Below are 16,031 nucleotides of genomic sequence, written 5' to 3'. Positions count from 1 at the left end.
TTAAACGAGCGCCCATATCTTAGTCACCTCGGTAGATGCATTTTCCGTATTTACTTATCTTCACATAGTTTGGTTTTTTCGTGCCGACTTACTTAAGTTATAATTATATTAACAACTACATAAGCCATAATTAACCATGCCCCAATAACCATTTCTAGAGATTTTACGAAGCAAATTATTAAGATGAAGATTATCAAGAATACTATGATATATACATTTAATTTTCCCTGAGAAGTTTCTATAGATGCTTTTTCTTCTTTTTGTCTAGGCATCTGGGCAAATAAATTCAGTTTCATAACAAAATGGTGTATATTGTTAACAAATTGTAACTATTTATCGAAAAATAATTGGTTATTCCTTCTTAATATCTAGAGTTCCCAGTTTTAATAAAAAAGTAACTAATTTCACTAAATAATAGTGACCGTTAATCGCAGGCTAGTTCCTGGGAGTGCTATAGGACTCCTATTTAATTTTTAAAAAAAATCCGTACAACTCGAAAGGGCTGATTCCCTAGTCCCTACTCCCTGCCTACGCAAATAAGTTCAAAAATCAAATCGGATTGCTATAATTCTGGGTTAGTTCCTGGGAGTGTCAATGGTGTAGTAGCGAGAAACAATTCTGACTAATCGGTGTCAAAACGTTATAGGGTGTGGATTACAACCTCTATATCAAGCAAAAACATAATTTTTGTAATAAACTTAAGACAGCACTAGCACATCTAATTTGGTGTAACGTGTCAATTTTTATATGAAGCATGAAAATTAAAGCTCTTAGGCAGTCAACGTAATGAGCAATAACATGGCAGTCAAACTAGTTAGGGTAGATGCTTTTTGGGATTCTGAAGGTGAAGTCTGGGTTGCTACTAGTGAGGATTTGCCCGGATTGGTTACAGAAGCATCTAGCAATGAAGTACTACTAGAGAAGCTTAAAGTGATGATTCCAGAGCTTTTAGAGCTAAACAACTCTTTTTCTCTTGTGAATCCACTAGGTATTGATTTAGACTTGAGAAGTCGTCGCAGTGAACGTATAAGCGTTCCTTGTTAAATGGCTGTTTCATTCACTGCTGAACTCAAACGGATTCTTTCAGAAGCAGGATGCTACTACAAGAGACAAGGTAAAGGAGATCATGAGTTCTGGTATAGCCCAAAAACAGATCATTGTTTTGTGGTTGATCAGTGTATCAAATCCCGTCATACGGCAAATGCAGTTTTAAAACAAGCTGGTTTGCCGAAGGGCTTTTAGTTCTATGCGATGATTCTTAAATATAAAAATGAAAACCCTTCTTTTATTAAAAAGAGGGGTTTTCATTTTTATGTAATAAATTTGTTTTAAACTTCTTATTTAATTACTAACATAAAGTTTCGTTTTCATTTTATATTTTTCATTAATGGTGATACCATTTCTTTGTGAGGCGGCGTCGGGCAAACGCATCTAAATATTGACAAGAAAGCAAGGAAGCAGAGGGGCAAAGGAAAAAAAAGATTTTCGGTACAAGCCTTGCCCCTTGCTAACTATTTTCTAGACTGAATTGCCTTGATTAACTCATAAAAAGGTTGCCAATTATCTTCCTGAGCAATTGCTTCCCAAATAGATTCAATCAAAGGTCTTAATAATACCATTCGACCCCACCTTAAATATTGACATCGAAATCTAAGACCTCTCCAAAAGACCTGATTAGCCCGATTGCGATCGCTCGTGCTGTTCTGCTCAATCCCCAAATTTTGATTCTCGATGAGGCAACATCAGCATTAGATTCTGAGTCAGAATCTCTGGTACAGGAAGCACTGGAAAGATTGATGCAAAAACGGACAGTGTTTATTATTGCTCACCGTTTATCAACCGTGAGACGGTGCGATCGCATTTTAGTTATCGAACAGGGACAAATTGTGGAATCGGGAACCCATGAAGAATTAATTAGCCTTAGAGCGTCGCTATGCGCGGTCTTATGCTCAACAGTTTAGTTAGACATAGGGGAAGTTCGAGGTTTTGAGACAACCGAATTAGTTTTTGAGTTCACAAAATCGGTTTTTGAGCTAGAAGAATGAGTATCTATACTGGATGAAGTTTTGGGTTCCCAAAAGAACGAAATATATGCGGACAGCAATATTGTATGGTCTTCAATACCCAATACTGCCGTACCAAATGCTTCCATCTTCCATAATGGTATTACTGAAAATAGCCTTACGAATATTATAGAAGCCCTCGACCGAACGCAAATCGGCATTGGTGAAGTTAGCACCATCGAAAGAGGAGTGGTTCACGAAAGCATCCCTAAGAATAGCATGGCCGAAATTAGCGCCATTAAAACCGCATTGATACATTTCGGCTCTGCTCAGGTTGGCGTTGACAAAGGAAGTATTGATAAAATTGGCTTGACCACCTCTAGCCTCACTTAAATTAGCGCCATTAAGGATGGCTTCATTCAACTCAGTTACTTCCATGTAAGCTCCTTTGAGATTAGCCCCACTGAGATTGGTATTGTCCAGATTAGTACCCTCCAAAATAACTCCTTCCAAATTAACTCTGCTCAAGTCAGCCCCGCTCAAGTCCATATAAGTAAAATCCAAACCAATTTCAATGAAATCAAGAAGTCCAGCAAAGTTTCTCTCTCCAGCTGTGTACCTTTCCAAGAATTCTTCAACATCCATAACTCAACTTCCGTATCAACTAACACGTATAAAAATAACCTACTCAATCTCTGAACTAACCTCTTCGACCAACTTTCAATATTGACATCCAAATCTAATACCTCCCCAAAAAACCTGATTAGCTCGATTGCGATCGCTCGTGCTGTTCTGCTCAATCCTCAAATCTTGATTCTTGATGAGGCAACATCAGCCTTAGATTCGGAGTCAGAAGCACTGGTACAGGAAGCGCTGGAAAGATTGATGGAGAAACGGACGGTATTTATTATTGCTCACAGGTTATCAACTGTTAGACGGTGCGATCGCATTTTAGTTATCGAACAGGGACAAATTGTGGAATCGGGAACCCATGAAGAATTATTAGCCCTAGAGCGTCGCTATGCGCGGTCTTATGCTCAACAGTTTAGTTAGTCAAAAGAGGGAGTGGGGAATCTCACTTCTTTACTCAGAGCAGCCACATCTAAAGTAATCTTGACTATGATATGGTCGCCCTAGCGGAGTACGAGAATTCGGGGTTAGACCATAGCAATTAATATATGTAGTGCGTGAGAAGTGAAAGAAAAAAATAATCCCAAGAAATCTCAGCTGTTAAAACAGCCATTTGCTTTAGGAATCGGTGCGGTAGTAGTAACTACAATTTTGGGAGCAATTTACTCCTCGTTTGTAAATTTAACTCCCTTAAAAAATGATCATGATGTTGCTTTGCATCTGCCTGGGAGTTCTGAAAGTTTCACAGGTTCGATTCCTGCAACTCTAGATCATCCTGTGAATATTTTGATTCTCGGTATCGACAATTCTGGACATCCCCACGAGAAAAATTTTACTCCTGCCGAGGCATTAGCAGGCAATAGCGATACTATCTTACTGGCCAAAATCATGCCAGATTCTCATTCGATTAATATACTATCTATTCCTAGAGATACTCTGGTTCGTTTTTATGGAGTTGGTGTAGATAAAATTAATGATGCAAACGTGCGTGGTGGAACAAAACAAGCAGCCCAAAGTGTAAGTCAGCTATTAGATGGTGTATCAATTGATCGTTATGTGCGCCTGGATACAGAAGGTTTTATTCATTTGGTAGATGCCTTGGGAGGGGTTGAAGTTAATATTCCCAAAAAAATGGATTATGTTGATCATTCACAAAACCTCAGCATTCATTTTTTAGCGGGTCTACAAAAGTTGAGTGGGCAGCATCTAGAAGAATACATCCGTTTTCGTCATGATGCTTTAGGTGATATTGGTCGAGTGCAGCGACAACAACAAGTTATTAAAGATATCCTACTTACACTGCTTCAGCCACAAACTATTACTAAAATACCTCAAATTTTACAGGTAGCTCAAGATAATATAGATACTGATTTATCTATTAATGAAATGTTAGCCATAGCTCAAACTCTAGCTCAAAGTAATCACCATAATTTTATGCTCCTGCCAGGGCGTTTTAGTGAAAAAAGTGAATACAATGTTAGCTACTGGATTACTGACCATAAAGCTACTAGCAAAATTCTCCAACGTTATTTTGATTTTAATAATGTAGAAGTAAAAGAAGACGACAAAAATTTAGTAGTGTCCCAAGGTATGAAAATTTTTATCCAAAACGCAACCACACAACACGAAGCTGTAGAAAAAGTCACCTCTTTACTCGAAAAACACGGTTTTAGGAATATTTTTCTTTCTAGTCATGAAATTGATACTGATATAGATTCGGCCAAAAAAACCAGAATTATTGCTCAACATGGAAATCCTGAAGCCGCTAATGCAGTTCAACAAGCTCTTGGTGTCGGTGATGTAGAAGTTGCTTCTTTAGGAGATATTGCATCTGATGTCACTGTTGTCATTGGCACAGACTTGTATACAGAATCTGTCAAGCTTAGACCCAGAGAATAAAATACAGTGCTAATCTGAAAAGATGCTTTTATCCATCAAAACGAAATTAAAGCTTACCAAAACCCAACAAATCTTGATGAGTAAACACGCTGGGATTGCCAGATTTACTTACAATTGGGCGTTGAGGACTTGGCAAGATTTGTACAATGATGGACTAAAGCCTGACAAATATCTCTTAAAAAAGTTCTTCAATAATCACGTTAAACCAGAGTTGGAGTGGATTAAAGAGAAAGGGATTTGTCAGAAAATTACTCAATATGCTTTTGATAATTTAGGCACTGCGTTTCAAAGATTCTTTGATGGAGTTGCAGAATATCCTAACTTTAAAAAGAAAGGTAGAAACGATTCTTTCACGATTGACAGTGGCGGTAAACCCATACGTGTCGGTGGTAAATCTGTAAAGCTTCCTGCTATAGGATGGGTAAAGACTTACGAGGGATTGCCGCACACTAGTTGTAAAAGGATTACCATTTCACGAACTGCTGAGAGTTGGTTTATTGCTTTTAGCTATGAGCAAGATTGTAAGCCAACTAATAAAGCTCATGATGTTGTTGGTGTTGACTTAGGGGTGAAACAACTAGCTACTCTCAGCACGGGAGTTGTCTTTGCTAACCCGAAATCCTATAGACAAAATTTAGCCAAACTCCGCATGTTATCACGCACTCTATGCAGAAAAGTCAAAGGCTCTAAAAATAGGTACAAGGCTAAAATTAAACTTGCCCGACATCACGCTAAAGTAGCTAACCTGAGAAAAGACAGTCTTCACAAGATTACTACTTACTTATGCAAAAACCACGCCAAAGTAGTGATAGAGGATCTTAATGTCTCAGGCAGTGCGATTCGTTGATTAGTGAATCACGGTAATCAGTCCGTAAATAACTAATCCAGCCTGACAGCAGATCACTGTCATTAAAGGTTGAACTCTCAGATTGATGTGAGTGAAAGTCCCACCCGCAAGATTCATGCGTGACTCCTTATCTGCCCACACCGAGTAAGCTCGATTCTTACAGAGTGAAGCTGGGAACAGGGCACAATCAGACTACCGTTATGGGTGGACACTGGTGCTAATAGGGGGTTCCCACGGTGAAACCGAGCCTAGAAAAGTAACCTAGACATAAGCGGGACATATCCCTAGAACCCGACTTTATCAGAGTAAGACCCGCAGCATATTGCCGGAATAGCTGCAAGAATCATGGGTTTCTGATGGTTAAAATGGCTACACCTAACGGAACGACCAATCATCTGAGGGAACGAATAAAAACGAATCAAAGGTCTTGGGGAAGTCGAACCCCAGGTAGGTAAGGCGAGATACGGAATCCCTTCGATTCGGGTAGGATGTGGCGTAATTGCTACAAGGTATTCAGAGAACACTTATTGAAGGTAGAGCATGATTAGGCACAGCCACGAGGTTAGTGAATCTTGGAGAAGTCTCAACTGGAAGAAATTTCGGAAAGACTTATTCCGCCTACAAAAACGAGTGTTTAAAGCTATTCGAGAAGGAAACAAGCGCAAAGCTTTGTCACTTCAGAAGCTTATTTTGAAATCCAAAGCGGCTAGATTTCTGGCGATTCGTCAAGTATCTCAGCTAAATGCGGGTAAGAAAACAGCAGGAATAGACGGGAAAAAGTCCCTCACCTTCAAAGAACGCTTTGAACTAGAACAACTGCTGAGAGCATCGGGCAACAACTGGAAACACCAAGGATTGCGAGAAATCCCCATCCCTAAAAAAGACGGGAGTACCAGAATGCTCAAAATTCCCACTATTGCAGACAGAGCATGGCAGTGCCTAGCAAAATATGCAATAGAACCCGCACACGAAGCAACATTCCACGAAAGAAGCTATGGATTCAGACCGGGACGTTCGGCACACGATGCCCAGAAAATCCTGTTCTTAAACTTACGCTCATACAGCAATGGAATCAGCAAACGAGTCATAGAACTAGACATTGAAAAATGCTTCGATAGGATAAGCCATACCACAATCATGGAGAACCTTATCGCCCCTAAAGGCATTAAGTCTGGCATATTCCGTTGCCTTAAAGCCGGAATAAATCCAGAATTCCCAGAACAAGGTACACCGCAAGGTGGTGTGGTAAGTCCGCTATTAGCCAACGTCGCTCTCAACGGCATCGAAAGTATCCACCGATATCATAAAGACGGGTTCAGGATTACCGAAAATACCCCTGAAAAAAATATCGTAGAAACATCAATCCGTTACGCGGATGACATGGTAATCATACTCCGACCGGAAGACGATGCAACAGAGATACTTGACAAAATTGACAAATTCCTAGCCAACAAAGGAATGAAGCTTAGTAAGAAGAAGACAAGAATAACCGCCGCGACAGATGGCTTTGACTTCCTTGGCTGGCACTTCCAAGTGCAAAGTAACGGGAAATTTAGAAGTACGCCCTCGGTGGAAAACTTCAAAAAATTCCGTCAGAAGGTAAAAGCTATTGTCAACAACTCGAATTATGGTTCTAAGGTAAAAGCTGAAAAGCTAGCACCAATAGTTAGAGGATGGAGAAACTACCACCGCTTCTGTAAAATGGACGGGTCAAGGTTTTCACTTTGGTACACCAACAATAGAACGTGGAAAGTGTTTAATAAGGAAAAAAGGAACGACAAGGAATCAACTACAAAGCTGATAGAAAAAGCGTTCCCAGCAGTCTCCTACTCCGAAAATAAACACGTCAATGTCGAAGGAAACAAATCACCTTTCGACGGAGACTTGACTTATTGGAGCGAACGCAACAGTAAGTTATATGACGGAGAAACCTCTAAGGCACTAAAGCGCCAGAACCATATATGTGGTCACTGTGGCTTAAAGTTTACAAGTGAAGAACGAGTAAACCTACACCACATAGATGGGAATCATGGCAACTGTAAGAGTAAAAATCTAACAGCAATACATGAATCCTGTCACGACTATACCCACATGAGTAAAAGGGTTATCCCTTAAGAATATCGGGAGCCGTGTGCATGGAAACAGGCACGCACGGTTCTAACAGAGAGGGACGGGGAATAATATCCCCTCTCGACTCTAACTGATGCAAAACCATAAATTGGCTGGTGCTGTAGCTGACTGTGGATTTCATGAATTTAAACGCCAGCTTGAGTACAAGTCAAAAAAGTTTGGTTGCCAAATTTTCATTGGTGACAGATAGTATCCATCGAGCAAGACTTGTCAAAAATGTGGCAACGTTCAGGATATGCCCTTGCGTGAAAGGACTTACAACTGCAATGGTTGTGGTCATTCTATGGATAGGGATTTGAACGCATCGATTAATTTATCGCGGTTGGCTTGACCGTGAAAGCTTACTGAGGGTTAACCGCTCCCATGCCCCCTGTGAAGTAAGAAGTAAAGTCTAGTTTTGTCTAGGTTTTATATAGCAGTGTTGATACTCACAACCCATGCTTGCCATACCAAGTAAGATAGCGTTGTAAGCGATCGCGCTGGTAACTCGGCTTGTTAATACCGTGGGATTGCTCAGGATAAATAATCAACTGAGTATCAACCCCTAAACTTTTGAGTGCATCATACATCTGCTCGGAGTTCTGCAACGGAATAACAGTATCTTGCTCGCCACTCAAAAATAGTGTTGGCGTGACAATTCGGTCGGCGTGCAGGAACGGAAAGGAAACTCGTAGCCAAGTATTGAGGTTTTTCCACGGTACTCCCAGTTCCTGCTCGTAGTCATAAAACTCATTAGTACCGTATCCTGCCAAAAAATTGGAAATACTAGCTCCACTTACCGCAGCTTTGAAACGGGTATCTTGGGCGATAGTATAGTTTGTTAAGATACCACCGTAGCTCCATCCACCGATTCCTAACAGAGATGGATCGGCTATCCCTTGTGCCTCAACGTAGTCAACAGCAGCAAGGACATCTTCGACATCTTTATTTCCCCAGTCAGCATAAATAGCCTTTGAGAACGCTTCACCCCGTCCCGAACTACCCCGTGGATTAACTGCAACGACAACATAGCCGTGAGCTGCAAACAGCTGCCAGTCAAACATAAACTGGTTTGTGTACTGCCCGACTGGGCCACCATGAAGCTGAACGAGTGTTGGGTATTTCTTTCCTGGTTGAAAATTTGGTGGTTTGACTAAGAAACCGTGGATTTGGGTGCCATCTTTACTCTTGAAACTAATTTCTTCCGTCGTTGCTAATACAAGTTGGACAAGCAATTCCTGGTTTTGGTGTGATATTGAACGCAGTTGAGTGCCTTTGAGGGTGAAAACCTCACTCGGTTCCTGTGGCATTGAGGATAACAAGGCAATCCTATCGTCACCCCCGAAGTCAAAGGCGCTGATATTTCTACGTCCAGCTAGCAATCGCTCTATCTTGCCGCCTGCTACTGGTACTTTTGCGAGGTGAACATTACCATCGTCTTCCAGCAAAAACAGAATTGATTTGCCATCAGATGTAAAGCGTGGCTTAACAACATTGCGATCAAGATTTGCTGTTAATAGACGTGGAGTACCTCCTTCCGTTGGAATAACGGCAAGATGGTAAACGGCGTACTCAAGTAGCTTTTGAGATCCTCCTTGCAGGTAAGCTATTAACTTGCCATCTGGACTCCAAACAGGTCGGCTATCCCAGGAGGGATCGCAATTGGGACTTTCATTGGTAGTTATTTGACGTACTTTTGCTCCTGGTTGGGCAACGATAGTATAGACATCCCAATTGTTATGGCGATGAAAATCAACACCACGCTTGCTGACAAAAGCAATGTTGTTCCCATCTGGAGACCATTCGGGCAAATATTCATTAAACTCTCCTGGTGTGAGAATATCTGCTTTGTGAGTTGCTAAGTCAAACAGGTAGAGATGTTGCCGACTTTTTTCGAGATATCCTTTAAAGCGATCAATGACAATTGGCTGTGCGGTCTTTTGTTCGTTGTGAGTTTTTTGGGGTGGATCTTCGGCGATTACAGCTAGTCGTTTGCCGTCGGGCGACCAAACGAAATCAGAAACGCCTCTTGGAAAGTCTGAAATCTTTTGTGTTTCTCCATCGGCAAGGTTCAGCAGCCAAATTTGATTGCCTTCACTCTCAGACTGACGACTGGAGAGAAAGGTCAGGTACTTTCCATCGGGACTGAAACGAGGGGAACTTTCGCTATCTTTGCTGTTAGTTAATTTTCGGGTGCGGGAGCCATCCCACGAAGTCAGATAAATCTGGTTGTTGACAGAATCATTCTTGATATCGGTACTATTCACTGTATAGGCTATCCAGGCTCCATCACGAGAAATTTGCGGTTTGCTAACTTGGTGAACAGCAGACAGATCATCTAGGGTAATCAGCCGCTTGGACGTTGCCTGAACGTTGAGACTCATATTGCTCAAACTCATACTGATCAAACTCATACTGATCAAAGCAGCGATCGCACCACAAGCTAATGCCAGTTCCCTGAACCTTTTCATTTTTGTTGTAAAAAGTAGGATTTTACTTGATCAATTTCTGTTATGTTACGATCAAAGCATCAAACTGTACAGACTTTGAACCTCCAAAACCAATCAAAAGAATAAATTCCAGCAACTCTAAAGCAAAGAAAAACAGTATTTCAACCTGAATTTTTAGAAGACTTAAAACTTTGGGTGGAAAATGATAAACAAATTATCCTTAAAAGTACTTAGATTCTAATACTTGCTCTCGCCGTTTAACACAAAAACATTGAATTTCATTATCTTGTAAAAGATAATGAAATTCAATGTTTTACAAGCTCGTTATAGCGTTTCCTAATCATACAAGCTACGTCAGAGCAAGCTCCTCGCGTGCGGGGAGGGGGTTGGGGGTGGGGTTCTTGTACCTCACTCAACTGAGAACCGCTATATCATTATTAACTATTAATTATCCCAAAATATAAGTAGCATTATTTAGCTTGACGATTTTTGACGCTAACTGAAGGGTATTGAATTAACGTGAGTTCGACAAATCTTTTTTGACCTCTCCCCCAGCCTCTCTCCGACGCGGAAAGGGGAGCCAAAAGCCTAATTTTTCATTGCTCCTCCCTTTCCGTTTCGCAGAGGGAGGTTGGGAGGGAGAGGTTCATCGAACTCACGTTGAATTATAAGAGTGATCAGGAAATCAGTTTGCTTATTGCTATATTGACAAGAAAGGAGAGGGGCAAGGGAAAAAAATGATTTTCGTTACAAGCCTTGCCCCATAGTAACTATCTCCTGGACTGAATTACCTTGATTAACTCATAAAAAGCTTGCCAATTATCTTCCTGAGCAATGACTTCCCAAATAGATTCAATCACAGGTCTTAATAATGCCGTTTGCGGATTATGAACAGTTAGAGTTTGGGCAATTACATCGATGCGATGGCTATCAAAACCATTCAAGATTCTATGGTACAATATGCACCAATCATCAAAAATTGCTGACGCACCCGGTACTGGTACAATATCTGAACTATTCATCACAAAACCTGGTTCATCTCGCCATTTAGATGAAAAAGTACGAGCCATCTCATAAAAGAATTGGTGATAACCAACTTGGCTCTCTTTCAAAAATTCAATCGTTAGATTCAAGAGTTCTTGAGCTTGTGGATGTACTAACTCCACAAAACCTAACTTTTTCAACATCAAAGAACTGTATTCAGCTTCATAATATTCACCAAACCTAGCTAATCCAGCTTCCATTTCACCTTTATCAATAATCGCCTTTAAAGCTTCTTGGAGGATTTGTAGATTCAGCTGGCAAATACTTGGTTGATTACCGTAACAGTAGCGTCCAGAATAGTCAAAATATGCCGCTATAAAGTAGGGATTATAACTAGGGATAAACGCGTAAGGGCCATAATCAAAACTTTCTCCGGTAATCGACATATTGTCAGTATTCAGGACTCCATGACAAAAGCCAGCCGCCATCCACTGCGCCACTAGTTCTGCAACCCGTTTAACTAATTCGGCGTAAAACAAGGCATATTTATCTTGTTCAGTACTTAAGTGTCGATAATACTGCTCAATTACGTGGTCTAACAGCTTCTTAGTTAAATCTGGACGTTGGAAATAGTGCAGTCGCTCAAAAGTGCCAAACCGAATATGAGAACTGCTCATCCTGACCATCACAGATGAACGGGTAGGCGAAGGTTCATCGCCCCGCCAGAGGGGTAAACCTGTTTCAATCATGGTCAGACAGCGCGAAGTACGTACACCCAAGTAGTGCAGTGCTTCCGCAGCCAGAACTTCCCGCATTCCACCTTTGAGCGTGAGCATACCATCGCCACCACGGGAGTAGGGCGTTCTCCCAGAACCTTTCGTACCAAAATCGTACAATTCGCCATCATTGGCGCGGACTTGCCCGTAGAGAAAGCCTCTACCATCACCCAACTGTCCGTTATATTCACCAAATTGATAGCCGTGGTAACGAAGTGCTAACAAGGGTTTGCGCCCCTGAAATTTGCCAAAGGCTGTGATGAAATCTTCGTCTTTGACTACTTGGGGGTCTAGACCGAAACGGGGTAATAGTTCATCGTTACGCCAACGCAGGATGTGTTGAGGAAATTCCGCCGCTGCAACCTCATCGTAGTAGTCACCGCCTAGAGATTCTAAGGCGTTGTCGTAGTTGAGGGAGAGAAAAGGATTGCTAGAATTCTTGTAGTTTGGAGTTTCAGCCAGAGTCATTACGAGCAAAGCTTAATTCATTCTTCCCTTAATACTACCTCTGGCTTCAGCATCAGCATAGACGCAAAAAGCGACCCATATCTAAAATATGGCAGCGCCACCATCAAAATCTAGAGCGCATAATGGATAAATTTTTGCAATTCAATAAAAAGTTGACTCAATTAGCTCTTTTAGACGCTACATTTGAGGTTTTTGGTTCAGAATCACACCAATATCAATTTAAACCTTGCTTGAGTAACAAAGATATTCAAGTGTTTGAATCCAGATACAATATTACGCTACCAAGTGAATATCAAAACTTTCTGTTAGAAATTGGTAATGGTGGTGCAGGGCCAGGATACGGCTTATCTGGACTATCGGGAATTGAATATGAAGATGTCATCCCAGAGAAACTATACCAAGAGAACTACGAAATTCTATCTAAACCATTTCCTTTAACAGAAGCATGGAATGATTTGGATTTGATTGTCAAAAATAATCTGGGTTTTGTTACCAACAATGATCCCTACTTCAATGATAAGTTTATCCACGGTACTCTCACCATTACAAATTATGGTTGTGGAATTTATGGCATGTTAATTATTACTGGGGAGCAGTCCGGAAAAATCTGGATAGATGACCGGACTAATGATAATGGGATATATCCTGCTTCTTTGACTTTTTGTCATGCTTTCCATGACATTAACCCTGATGATTTTCATCCAGATAGCGATGAGGAACAGCCTTTGAGTTTTTCTGATTGGTATGAAGACTGGCTCAACCGAAGTTTGGAGCAAATCCGCCAGTCTTCGGAAACTTAACCTTAATTAAATAAAACTGAGTTTTTTACTTTGTAGCTGGTTGTGATGTTGGTGAAGTAATTCCTACTGAGTTTGATGTTGGTTGTGATGCCTGTGAAGATAGAATTTTTTTCACTTGCAGGTTATAAGTTTGCAAAATTGATTGAACCTGTTTCTGTTGATCTTGATTCAGATCCAAAGATTTTAACACTATTCTGATTCTCTGACGAGATTGCAGTGCTGCTTTAAATTTAGTATCTTGGGACGGGTTTAATAGAGCCTCAATATCCTTATCTCTTTCCTGGCGAGCCACTTGGATTTGTAGACGCTGTTGATTTGTGAGTTTGATTGGCTGGTGTGATGCAGCACTAGTCTGAGTTTTTAAAGCTGGTGTAGTGGGGGAATTTGGAACTGGTGTTGCCAAGACAACTCCGTGTAAGATGGTAGCAAAAGCGAAAATAGTAGAAAAGACAGATAAACGCTTTATAGAATTAATGGACATTTTGAAAAACTCCTCAATCATTTAATAAAATTGGACACATCGGCTAAAGTGAACCTTGATAACTGAGCCGGGTAGTGAACAAATATTACTATTGCATTTGCTTGTGGAGTTGCTGTGTATTTATTATGGATTTAACATGAATTTCTAAATGCTGCTAACTCGATGTCTCAAATTTGTTAATTAGCTGTGTATAAATAAACATAATACCCAGATCCCCGAATTGTTAGAAAAGTCGCGGATCTGGACACGGCGAATTTTCACAAATCAGATATGATTGCTAGATGAGCATTTTAAGTTATTGCAAAAGTTCTAGAGAATTATTTGAAATGACAGTTTATGTTTGCATAAAGCTCTAATATCTGCACTTACAAAGAAAGATAGGTGGATTTATTTTAGGAGAAAATAGCTGGCTAAAACTTTGGTGCTTGCCAATGAAAATTTGTAAGACTTGTCAGAATATGATCTTCCCATTGCCCATTAATTAACAAATAATCTCTAGCATATCCTTCAATGACAAAACCGAGCCTTTTGAGGACATTGCCACTGCGCCGATTGTGAGGCATATAATTAGCCATGACTCGGTGAAAATTTAACTCTTGAAATAGATATTGAGTTGCGGCTTTTAGCCCTTCTGTCATATATCCTTTACTTTGTTTATTTTCAGCAAGGCTGTATCCCACATAGCAAAAATGAGCGGCTCCTCGGACAAAATTACTGAAATTGACCGTTCCAATAATTACATTTGGATTTTTTTTGGTAAAAATAAATAGTTTTAACGATTGGCCATTGAGAAATTCCAGAAAACTATTTTCTATCTGATACAGCCAATATTCTTCAGTGAAAAAACCATCAGCCCAAAGTGGGTAGAATGGTGTGAGATAAGTTTTATTATCAGTAAAGTATTTGAGAATTTGGGGTATATCTTCATGGATCGCTGCTCGTAATAATAGGCGATCGCTTGTAATTAGTGGCAGTTCTGATATCATAAATTACTTAATCGACGGGATCTCTTCCAAGAACATTCTCGCTAATTTTGTAAATTCTCTCATACCTGCGGTTTAGGAGCAGTGAAGTGAGTATTTTTGCTGTGAATCTGCCATTCAACCAAAATCTTGATAAGCTGATGTCTAATATCTAGAGCGGAAGGATTGAGAGCTAATGGGTGATAAAGCACAGTGCGCGGCATAACTTCGATAAAATCGCTTTGCCCAAACGCTGTACCGCAGGAGATTCAACCAAAAGACAGCTCAAGATTCAACCCAGTCTACAAGAAGGATAGTGATGTGGTGGGAATACGCTACGATTGGCAGGAATTAGAGATTCGGGCGATATACAATGCGCCATTGCTAGAGCTTGTTTATCAAGCTGCTAGCGTGCATCGCCAATATCATGACCCAACAAAAATACAAGTTTGTAAGCTTATATCGATTAAAACGGGAGGTTGTCCAGAAGATTGTAGCTACTGTGCCCAATCTTCTCGCTATAAAACAGAGGTAAAAGCGCAAGCACTCCTAGAAAAGGAAACGGTAATTAGCATCGCCCAGAAAGCGAAAGAAACTGGTGTTAGTCGCATCTGCATGGGTGCTGCTTGGCGCGAAGTGCGGGATAACTCACAATTTGAGGAAGTCCTGGAAATGGTCAAGGATGTAACCGCAATGGGTTTAGAAGTGTGCTGCACTTTGGGTATGTTGACAGCAAATCAGGCTAGGAAATTGGAAGAAGCGGGACTTTACGCCTACAACCATAACTTAGACACCTCGCAGGAATATTACAGCACAATTATTACCACGAGGACATATAGCGATCGCTTGAACACAATTGAGAATGTCCGTCAGACAAATGTGACTGTATGTTCCGGCGGTATCCTGGGCTTGGGCGAAACTGCTGATGACCGGGTTGGTATGTTACAAACTTTGGCAAACTTACATCCGCATCCAGAATCCGTGCCAATTAATATTCTCTCCCAAGTACCGGGCACACCCTTAGAAAATCAGCCTGATGTCCCCATTTGGGATATTGTGCGGATGATTGCCACAGCCAGAATTTTAATGCCAGCTTCCGATGTACGTCTTAGTGCCGGTAGGGCTAGACTTTCTCAAGTAGAACAAGCTTTCTGCTTTATGGCAGGAGCTAATTCTATCTTTTCTAGTGACGACAACAAGATGTTGACAGTGACAACTCCCTGTCCAGATTACGATACTGACCGAGAAATGCTGAATTTACTTGGTTTAGGAATGCGTCCGCCTTCTCAAAGACAGGAGAAGGTGGCAAGTCCAGCTGTTGTGGGATAAATATCTTCTTGTGGGATGGGCGTCTCGCCCGTCCTTATTAAACTGAAGGCAGGCAAGACTTCCGCGTGAGCGCTCAGTGGAACGCTGCCCGCCCCACAAGAGTCTTGGTTAAATTATTTTGGCAGTCCGCAGACCGAAGAACAGAGCAACAGCCAAACCAAAGAACAAAGCTAAAAAGCCGATGTAAGCTGCAATTGCAAACATTTATTTTTCTCCACAATACTTCCTAAATCTATTGAATCATTAGTTGTTGGGCATTGGGCATTGGGCATTGAGCATTGGGCATTGGACAT

The 16,031-nt window shown here is 40.9% G+C and carries 14 protein-coding genes and 4 pseudogenes; 10 read left to right on the top strand and 8 right to left on the bottom strand.

Annotated features, from left to right (window positions below):
• Positions 1–786 precede the first annotated feature (786 nt).
• Both V7K30_RS01565 and V7K30_RS01560 read left to right on the top strand, forming a co-directional pair.
• Positions 787–1,044 (top strand): DUF1902 domain-containing protein, encoded by a 258-nt coding sequence (locus tag V7K30_RS01565; protein ID WP_334996432.1) that lies wholly within the window; start codon positions 787–789, stop codon positions 1,042–1,044.
• Complete coding sequence (locus V7K30_RS01560) at positions 1,045–1,242, top strand: type II toxin-antitoxin system HicA family toxin (RefSeq protein WP_334996430.1); 198 nt, start codon at positions 1,045–1,047, stop codon at positions 1,240–1,242. It begins immediately after the preceding gene.
• A gap of 269 nt (positions 1,243–1,511) precedes the next feature.
• On the opposite strand, the pseudogene V7K30_RS01555 reads toward V7K30_RS01560, so the two are convergent.
• Positions 1,512–1,616, bottom strand: a pseudogene (locus V7K30_RS01555) (protein adenylyltransferase SelO family protein); the annotation flags it as partial.
• Between the two features lie 66 nt (positions 1,617–1,682).
• Here V7K30_RS01555 and V7K30_RS01550 point away from each other — a divergent pair.
• Positions 1,683–1,965, top strand: a pseudogene (locus V7K30_RS01550) (ABC transporter ATP-binding protein); the annotation flags it as partial.
• Between the two features lie 152 nt (positions 1,966–2,117).
• Here the strand turns inward: V7K30_RS01550 and V7K30_RS01545 are convergent.
• Complete coding sequence (locus V7K30_RS01545; protein WP_334996426.1) at positions 2,118–2,648, bottom strand: pentapeptide repeat-containing protein; 531 nt, start codon at positions 2,646–2,648, stop codon at positions 2,118–2,120.
• A gap of 126 nt (positions 2,649–2,774) precedes the next feature.
• Here V7K30_RS01545 and V7K30_RS01540 point away from each other — a divergent pair.
• The 4 genes and pseudogenes from V7K30_RS01540 to V7K30_RS01525 all read left to right on the top strand — a co-directional run.
• A pseudogene (locus V7K30_RS01540) lies at positions 2,775–3,056 on the top strand (ABC transporter ATP-binding protein); the annotation flags it as partial.
• 141 nt (positions 3,057–3,197) lie between these two features.
• The gene (locus V7K30_RS01535) at positions 3,198–4,532 is read left to right on the top strand and encodes an LCP family protein (protein ID WP_334996424.1); all 1,335 of its coding nucleotides are present in this window, start codon (positions 3,198–3,200) and stop codon (positions 4,530–4,532) included.
• A gap of 22 nt (positions 4,533–4,554) precedes the next feature.
• Positions 4,555–5,379, top strand: a complete 825-nt coding sequence (locus V7K30_RS01530) for an RNA-guided endonuclease InsQ/TnpB family protein (RefSeq protein ID WP_334996422.1) — start codon at positions 4,555–4,557, stop codon at positions 5,377–5,379.
• A 540-nt stretch (positions 5,380–5,919) separates the two neighbouring features.
• Positions 5,920–7,494, top strand: a complete 1,575-nt coding sequence (locus V7K30_RS01525; protein WP_334996420.1) for a group II intron reverse transcriptase/maturase — start codon at positions 5,920–5,922, stop codon at positions 7,492–7,494.
• Here V7K30_RS01525 and V7K30_RS01520 read toward each other — a convergent pair.
• Positions 7,484–7,630, bottom strand: coding sequence for a hypothetical protein (locus V7K30_RS01520; RefSeq protein WP_334996418.1), 147 nt, complete (start codon positions 7,628–7,630; stop codon positions 7,484–7,486). The two genes, V7K30_RS01525 and V7K30_RS01520, sit on opposite strands and share 11 nt — an antisense overlap.
• An 81-nt stretch (positions 7,631–7,711) precedes the next feature.
• On the opposite strand from V7K30_RS01520, the pseudogene V7K30_RS01515 reads away from it, so the two are divergent.
• Positions 7,712–7,840 (top strand): annotated as a pseudogene (locus V7K30_RS01515) (zinc ribbon domain-containing protein); the annotation flags it as partial.
• Between the two features lie 97 nt (positions 7,841–7,937).
• Here the strand turns inward: V7K30_RS01515 and V7K30_RS01510 are convergent.
• Positions 7,938–9,959 (bottom strand): S9 family peptidase, encoded by a 2,022-nt coding sequence (locus tag V7K30_RS01510; RefSeq protein ID WP_334996416.1) that lies wholly within the window; start codon positions 9,957–9,959, stop codon positions 7,938–7,940.
• A 749-nt stretch (positions 9,960–10,708) separates the two neighbouring features.
• Positions 10,709–12,166: a protein adenylyltransferase SelO gene (locus V7K30_RS01505; protein WP_334996414.1), complete on the bottom strand. Its 1,458-nt coding sequence runs from the start codon at positions 12,164–12,166 to the stop codon at positions 10,709–10,711.
• A 122-nt stretch (positions 12,167–12,288) separates the two neighbouring features.
• Between V7K30_RS01505 and V7K30_RS01500 the strand changes: the two genes are divergently transcribed.
• The gene (locus tag V7K30_RS01500) at positions 12,289–12,966 is read left to right on the top strand and encodes an SMI1/KNR4 family protein (protein ID WP_334996412.1); all 678 of its coding nucleotides are present in this window, start codon (positions 12,289–12,291) and stop codon (positions 12,964–12,966) included.
• A 25-nt stretch (positions 12,967–12,991) separates the two neighbouring features.
• Here V7K30_RS01500 and V7K30_RS01495 read toward each other — a convergent pair whose 3' ends face one another.
• Together V7K30_RS01495 and V7K30_RS01490 are read right to left on the bottom strand one after the other, a co-directional pair.
• Positions 12,992–13,447, bottom strand: coding sequence for a hypothetical protein (locus tag V7K30_RS01495; RefSeq protein ID WP_334996410.1), 456 nt, complete (start codon positions 13,445–13,447; stop codon positions 12,992–12,994).
• 410 nt (positions 13,448–13,857) lie between these two features.
• Entirely contained in the window at positions 13,858–14,433 is a 576-nt protein-coding gene (locus V7K30_RS01490) for a GNAT family N-acetyltransferase (protein WP_334996408.1), read from the bottom strand.
• A gap of 297 nt (positions 14,434–14,730) precedes the next feature.
• On the opposite strand from V7K30_RS01490, the gene bioB reads away from it, so the two are divergent.
• Entirely contained in the window at positions 14,731–15,738 is a 1,008-nt protein-coding gene (gene bioB / locus V7K30_RS01485; RefSeq protein WP_334996406.1) for a biotin synthase BioB, read from the top strand.
• 108 nt (positions 15,739–15,846) lie between these two features.
• Here the strand turns inward: bioB and petL are convergent, their stop codons facing one another.
• Entirely contained in the window at positions 15,847–15,942 is a 96-nt protein-coding gene (gene petL / locus V7K30_RS01480; RefSeq protein ID WP_298908792.1) for a cytochrome b6-f complex subunit PetL, read from the bottom strand.
• Between the last annotated feature and the right edge of the window lie 89 nt (positions 15,943–16,031).

This window comes from Nostoc sp. (assembly GCF_036917655.1).
Classification (GTDB): domain Bacteria; phylum Cyanobacteriota; class Cyanobacteriia; order Cyanobacteriales; family Nostocaceae; genus Nostoc.
Note: the sequence above shows the minus strand (reverse complement) of the source record. Positions and strands in the feature narration are given on the sequence as shown.

Coding starts and splice junctions, on each gene's coding strand:
- V7K30_RS01565 (WP_334996432.1), top strand. CDS start 787: ATGAGCAATAACATGGCAGTCAAACTAGTTAGGGTAGATGCTTTTTGG.
- V7K30_RS01560 (WP_334996430.1), top strand. CDS start 1,045: ATGGCTGTTTCATTCACTGCTGAACTCAAACGGATTCTTTCAGAAGCA.
- V7K30_RS01545 (WP_334996426.1), bottom strand. CDS start 2,648: ATGGATGTTGAAGAATTCTTGGAAAGGTACACAGCTGGAGAGAGAAAC.
- V7K30_RS01530 (WP_334996422.1), top strand. CDS start 4,555: ATGCTTTTATCCATCAAAACGAAATTAAAGCTTACCAAAACCCAACAA.
- V7K30_RS01525 (WP_334996420.1), top strand. CDS start 5,920: ATGATTAGGCACAGCCACGAGGTTAGTGAATCTTGGAGAAGTCTCAAC.
- V7K30_RS01520 (WP_334996418.1), bottom strand. CDS start 7,630: ATGAAATCCACAGTCAGCTACAGCACCAGCCAATTTATGGTTTTGCAT.
- V7K30_RS01510 (WP_334996416.1), bottom strand. CDS start 9,959: ATGAAAAGGTTCAGGGAACTGGCATTAGCTTGTGGTGCGATCGCTGCT.
- V7K30_RS01505 (WP_334996414.1), bottom strand. CDS start 12,166: ATGACTCTGGCTGAAACTCCAAACTACAAGAATTCTAGCAATCCTTTT.
- V7K30_RS01500 (WP_334996412.1), top strand. CDS start 12,289: ATGGATAAATTTTTGCAATTCAATAAAAAGTTGACTCAATTAGCTCTT.
- V7K30_RS01495 (WP_334996410.1), bottom strand. CDS start 13,447: ATGTCCATTAATTCTATAAAGCGTTTATCTGTCTTTTCTACTATTTTC.
- V7K30_RS01490 (WP_334996408.1), bottom strand. CDS start 14,433: ATGATATCAGAACTGCCACTAATTACAAGCGATCGCCTATTATTACGA.
- petL (WP_298908792.1), bottom strand. CDS start 15,942: ATGTTTGCAATTGCAGCTTACATCGGCTTTTTAGCTTTGTTCTTTGGT.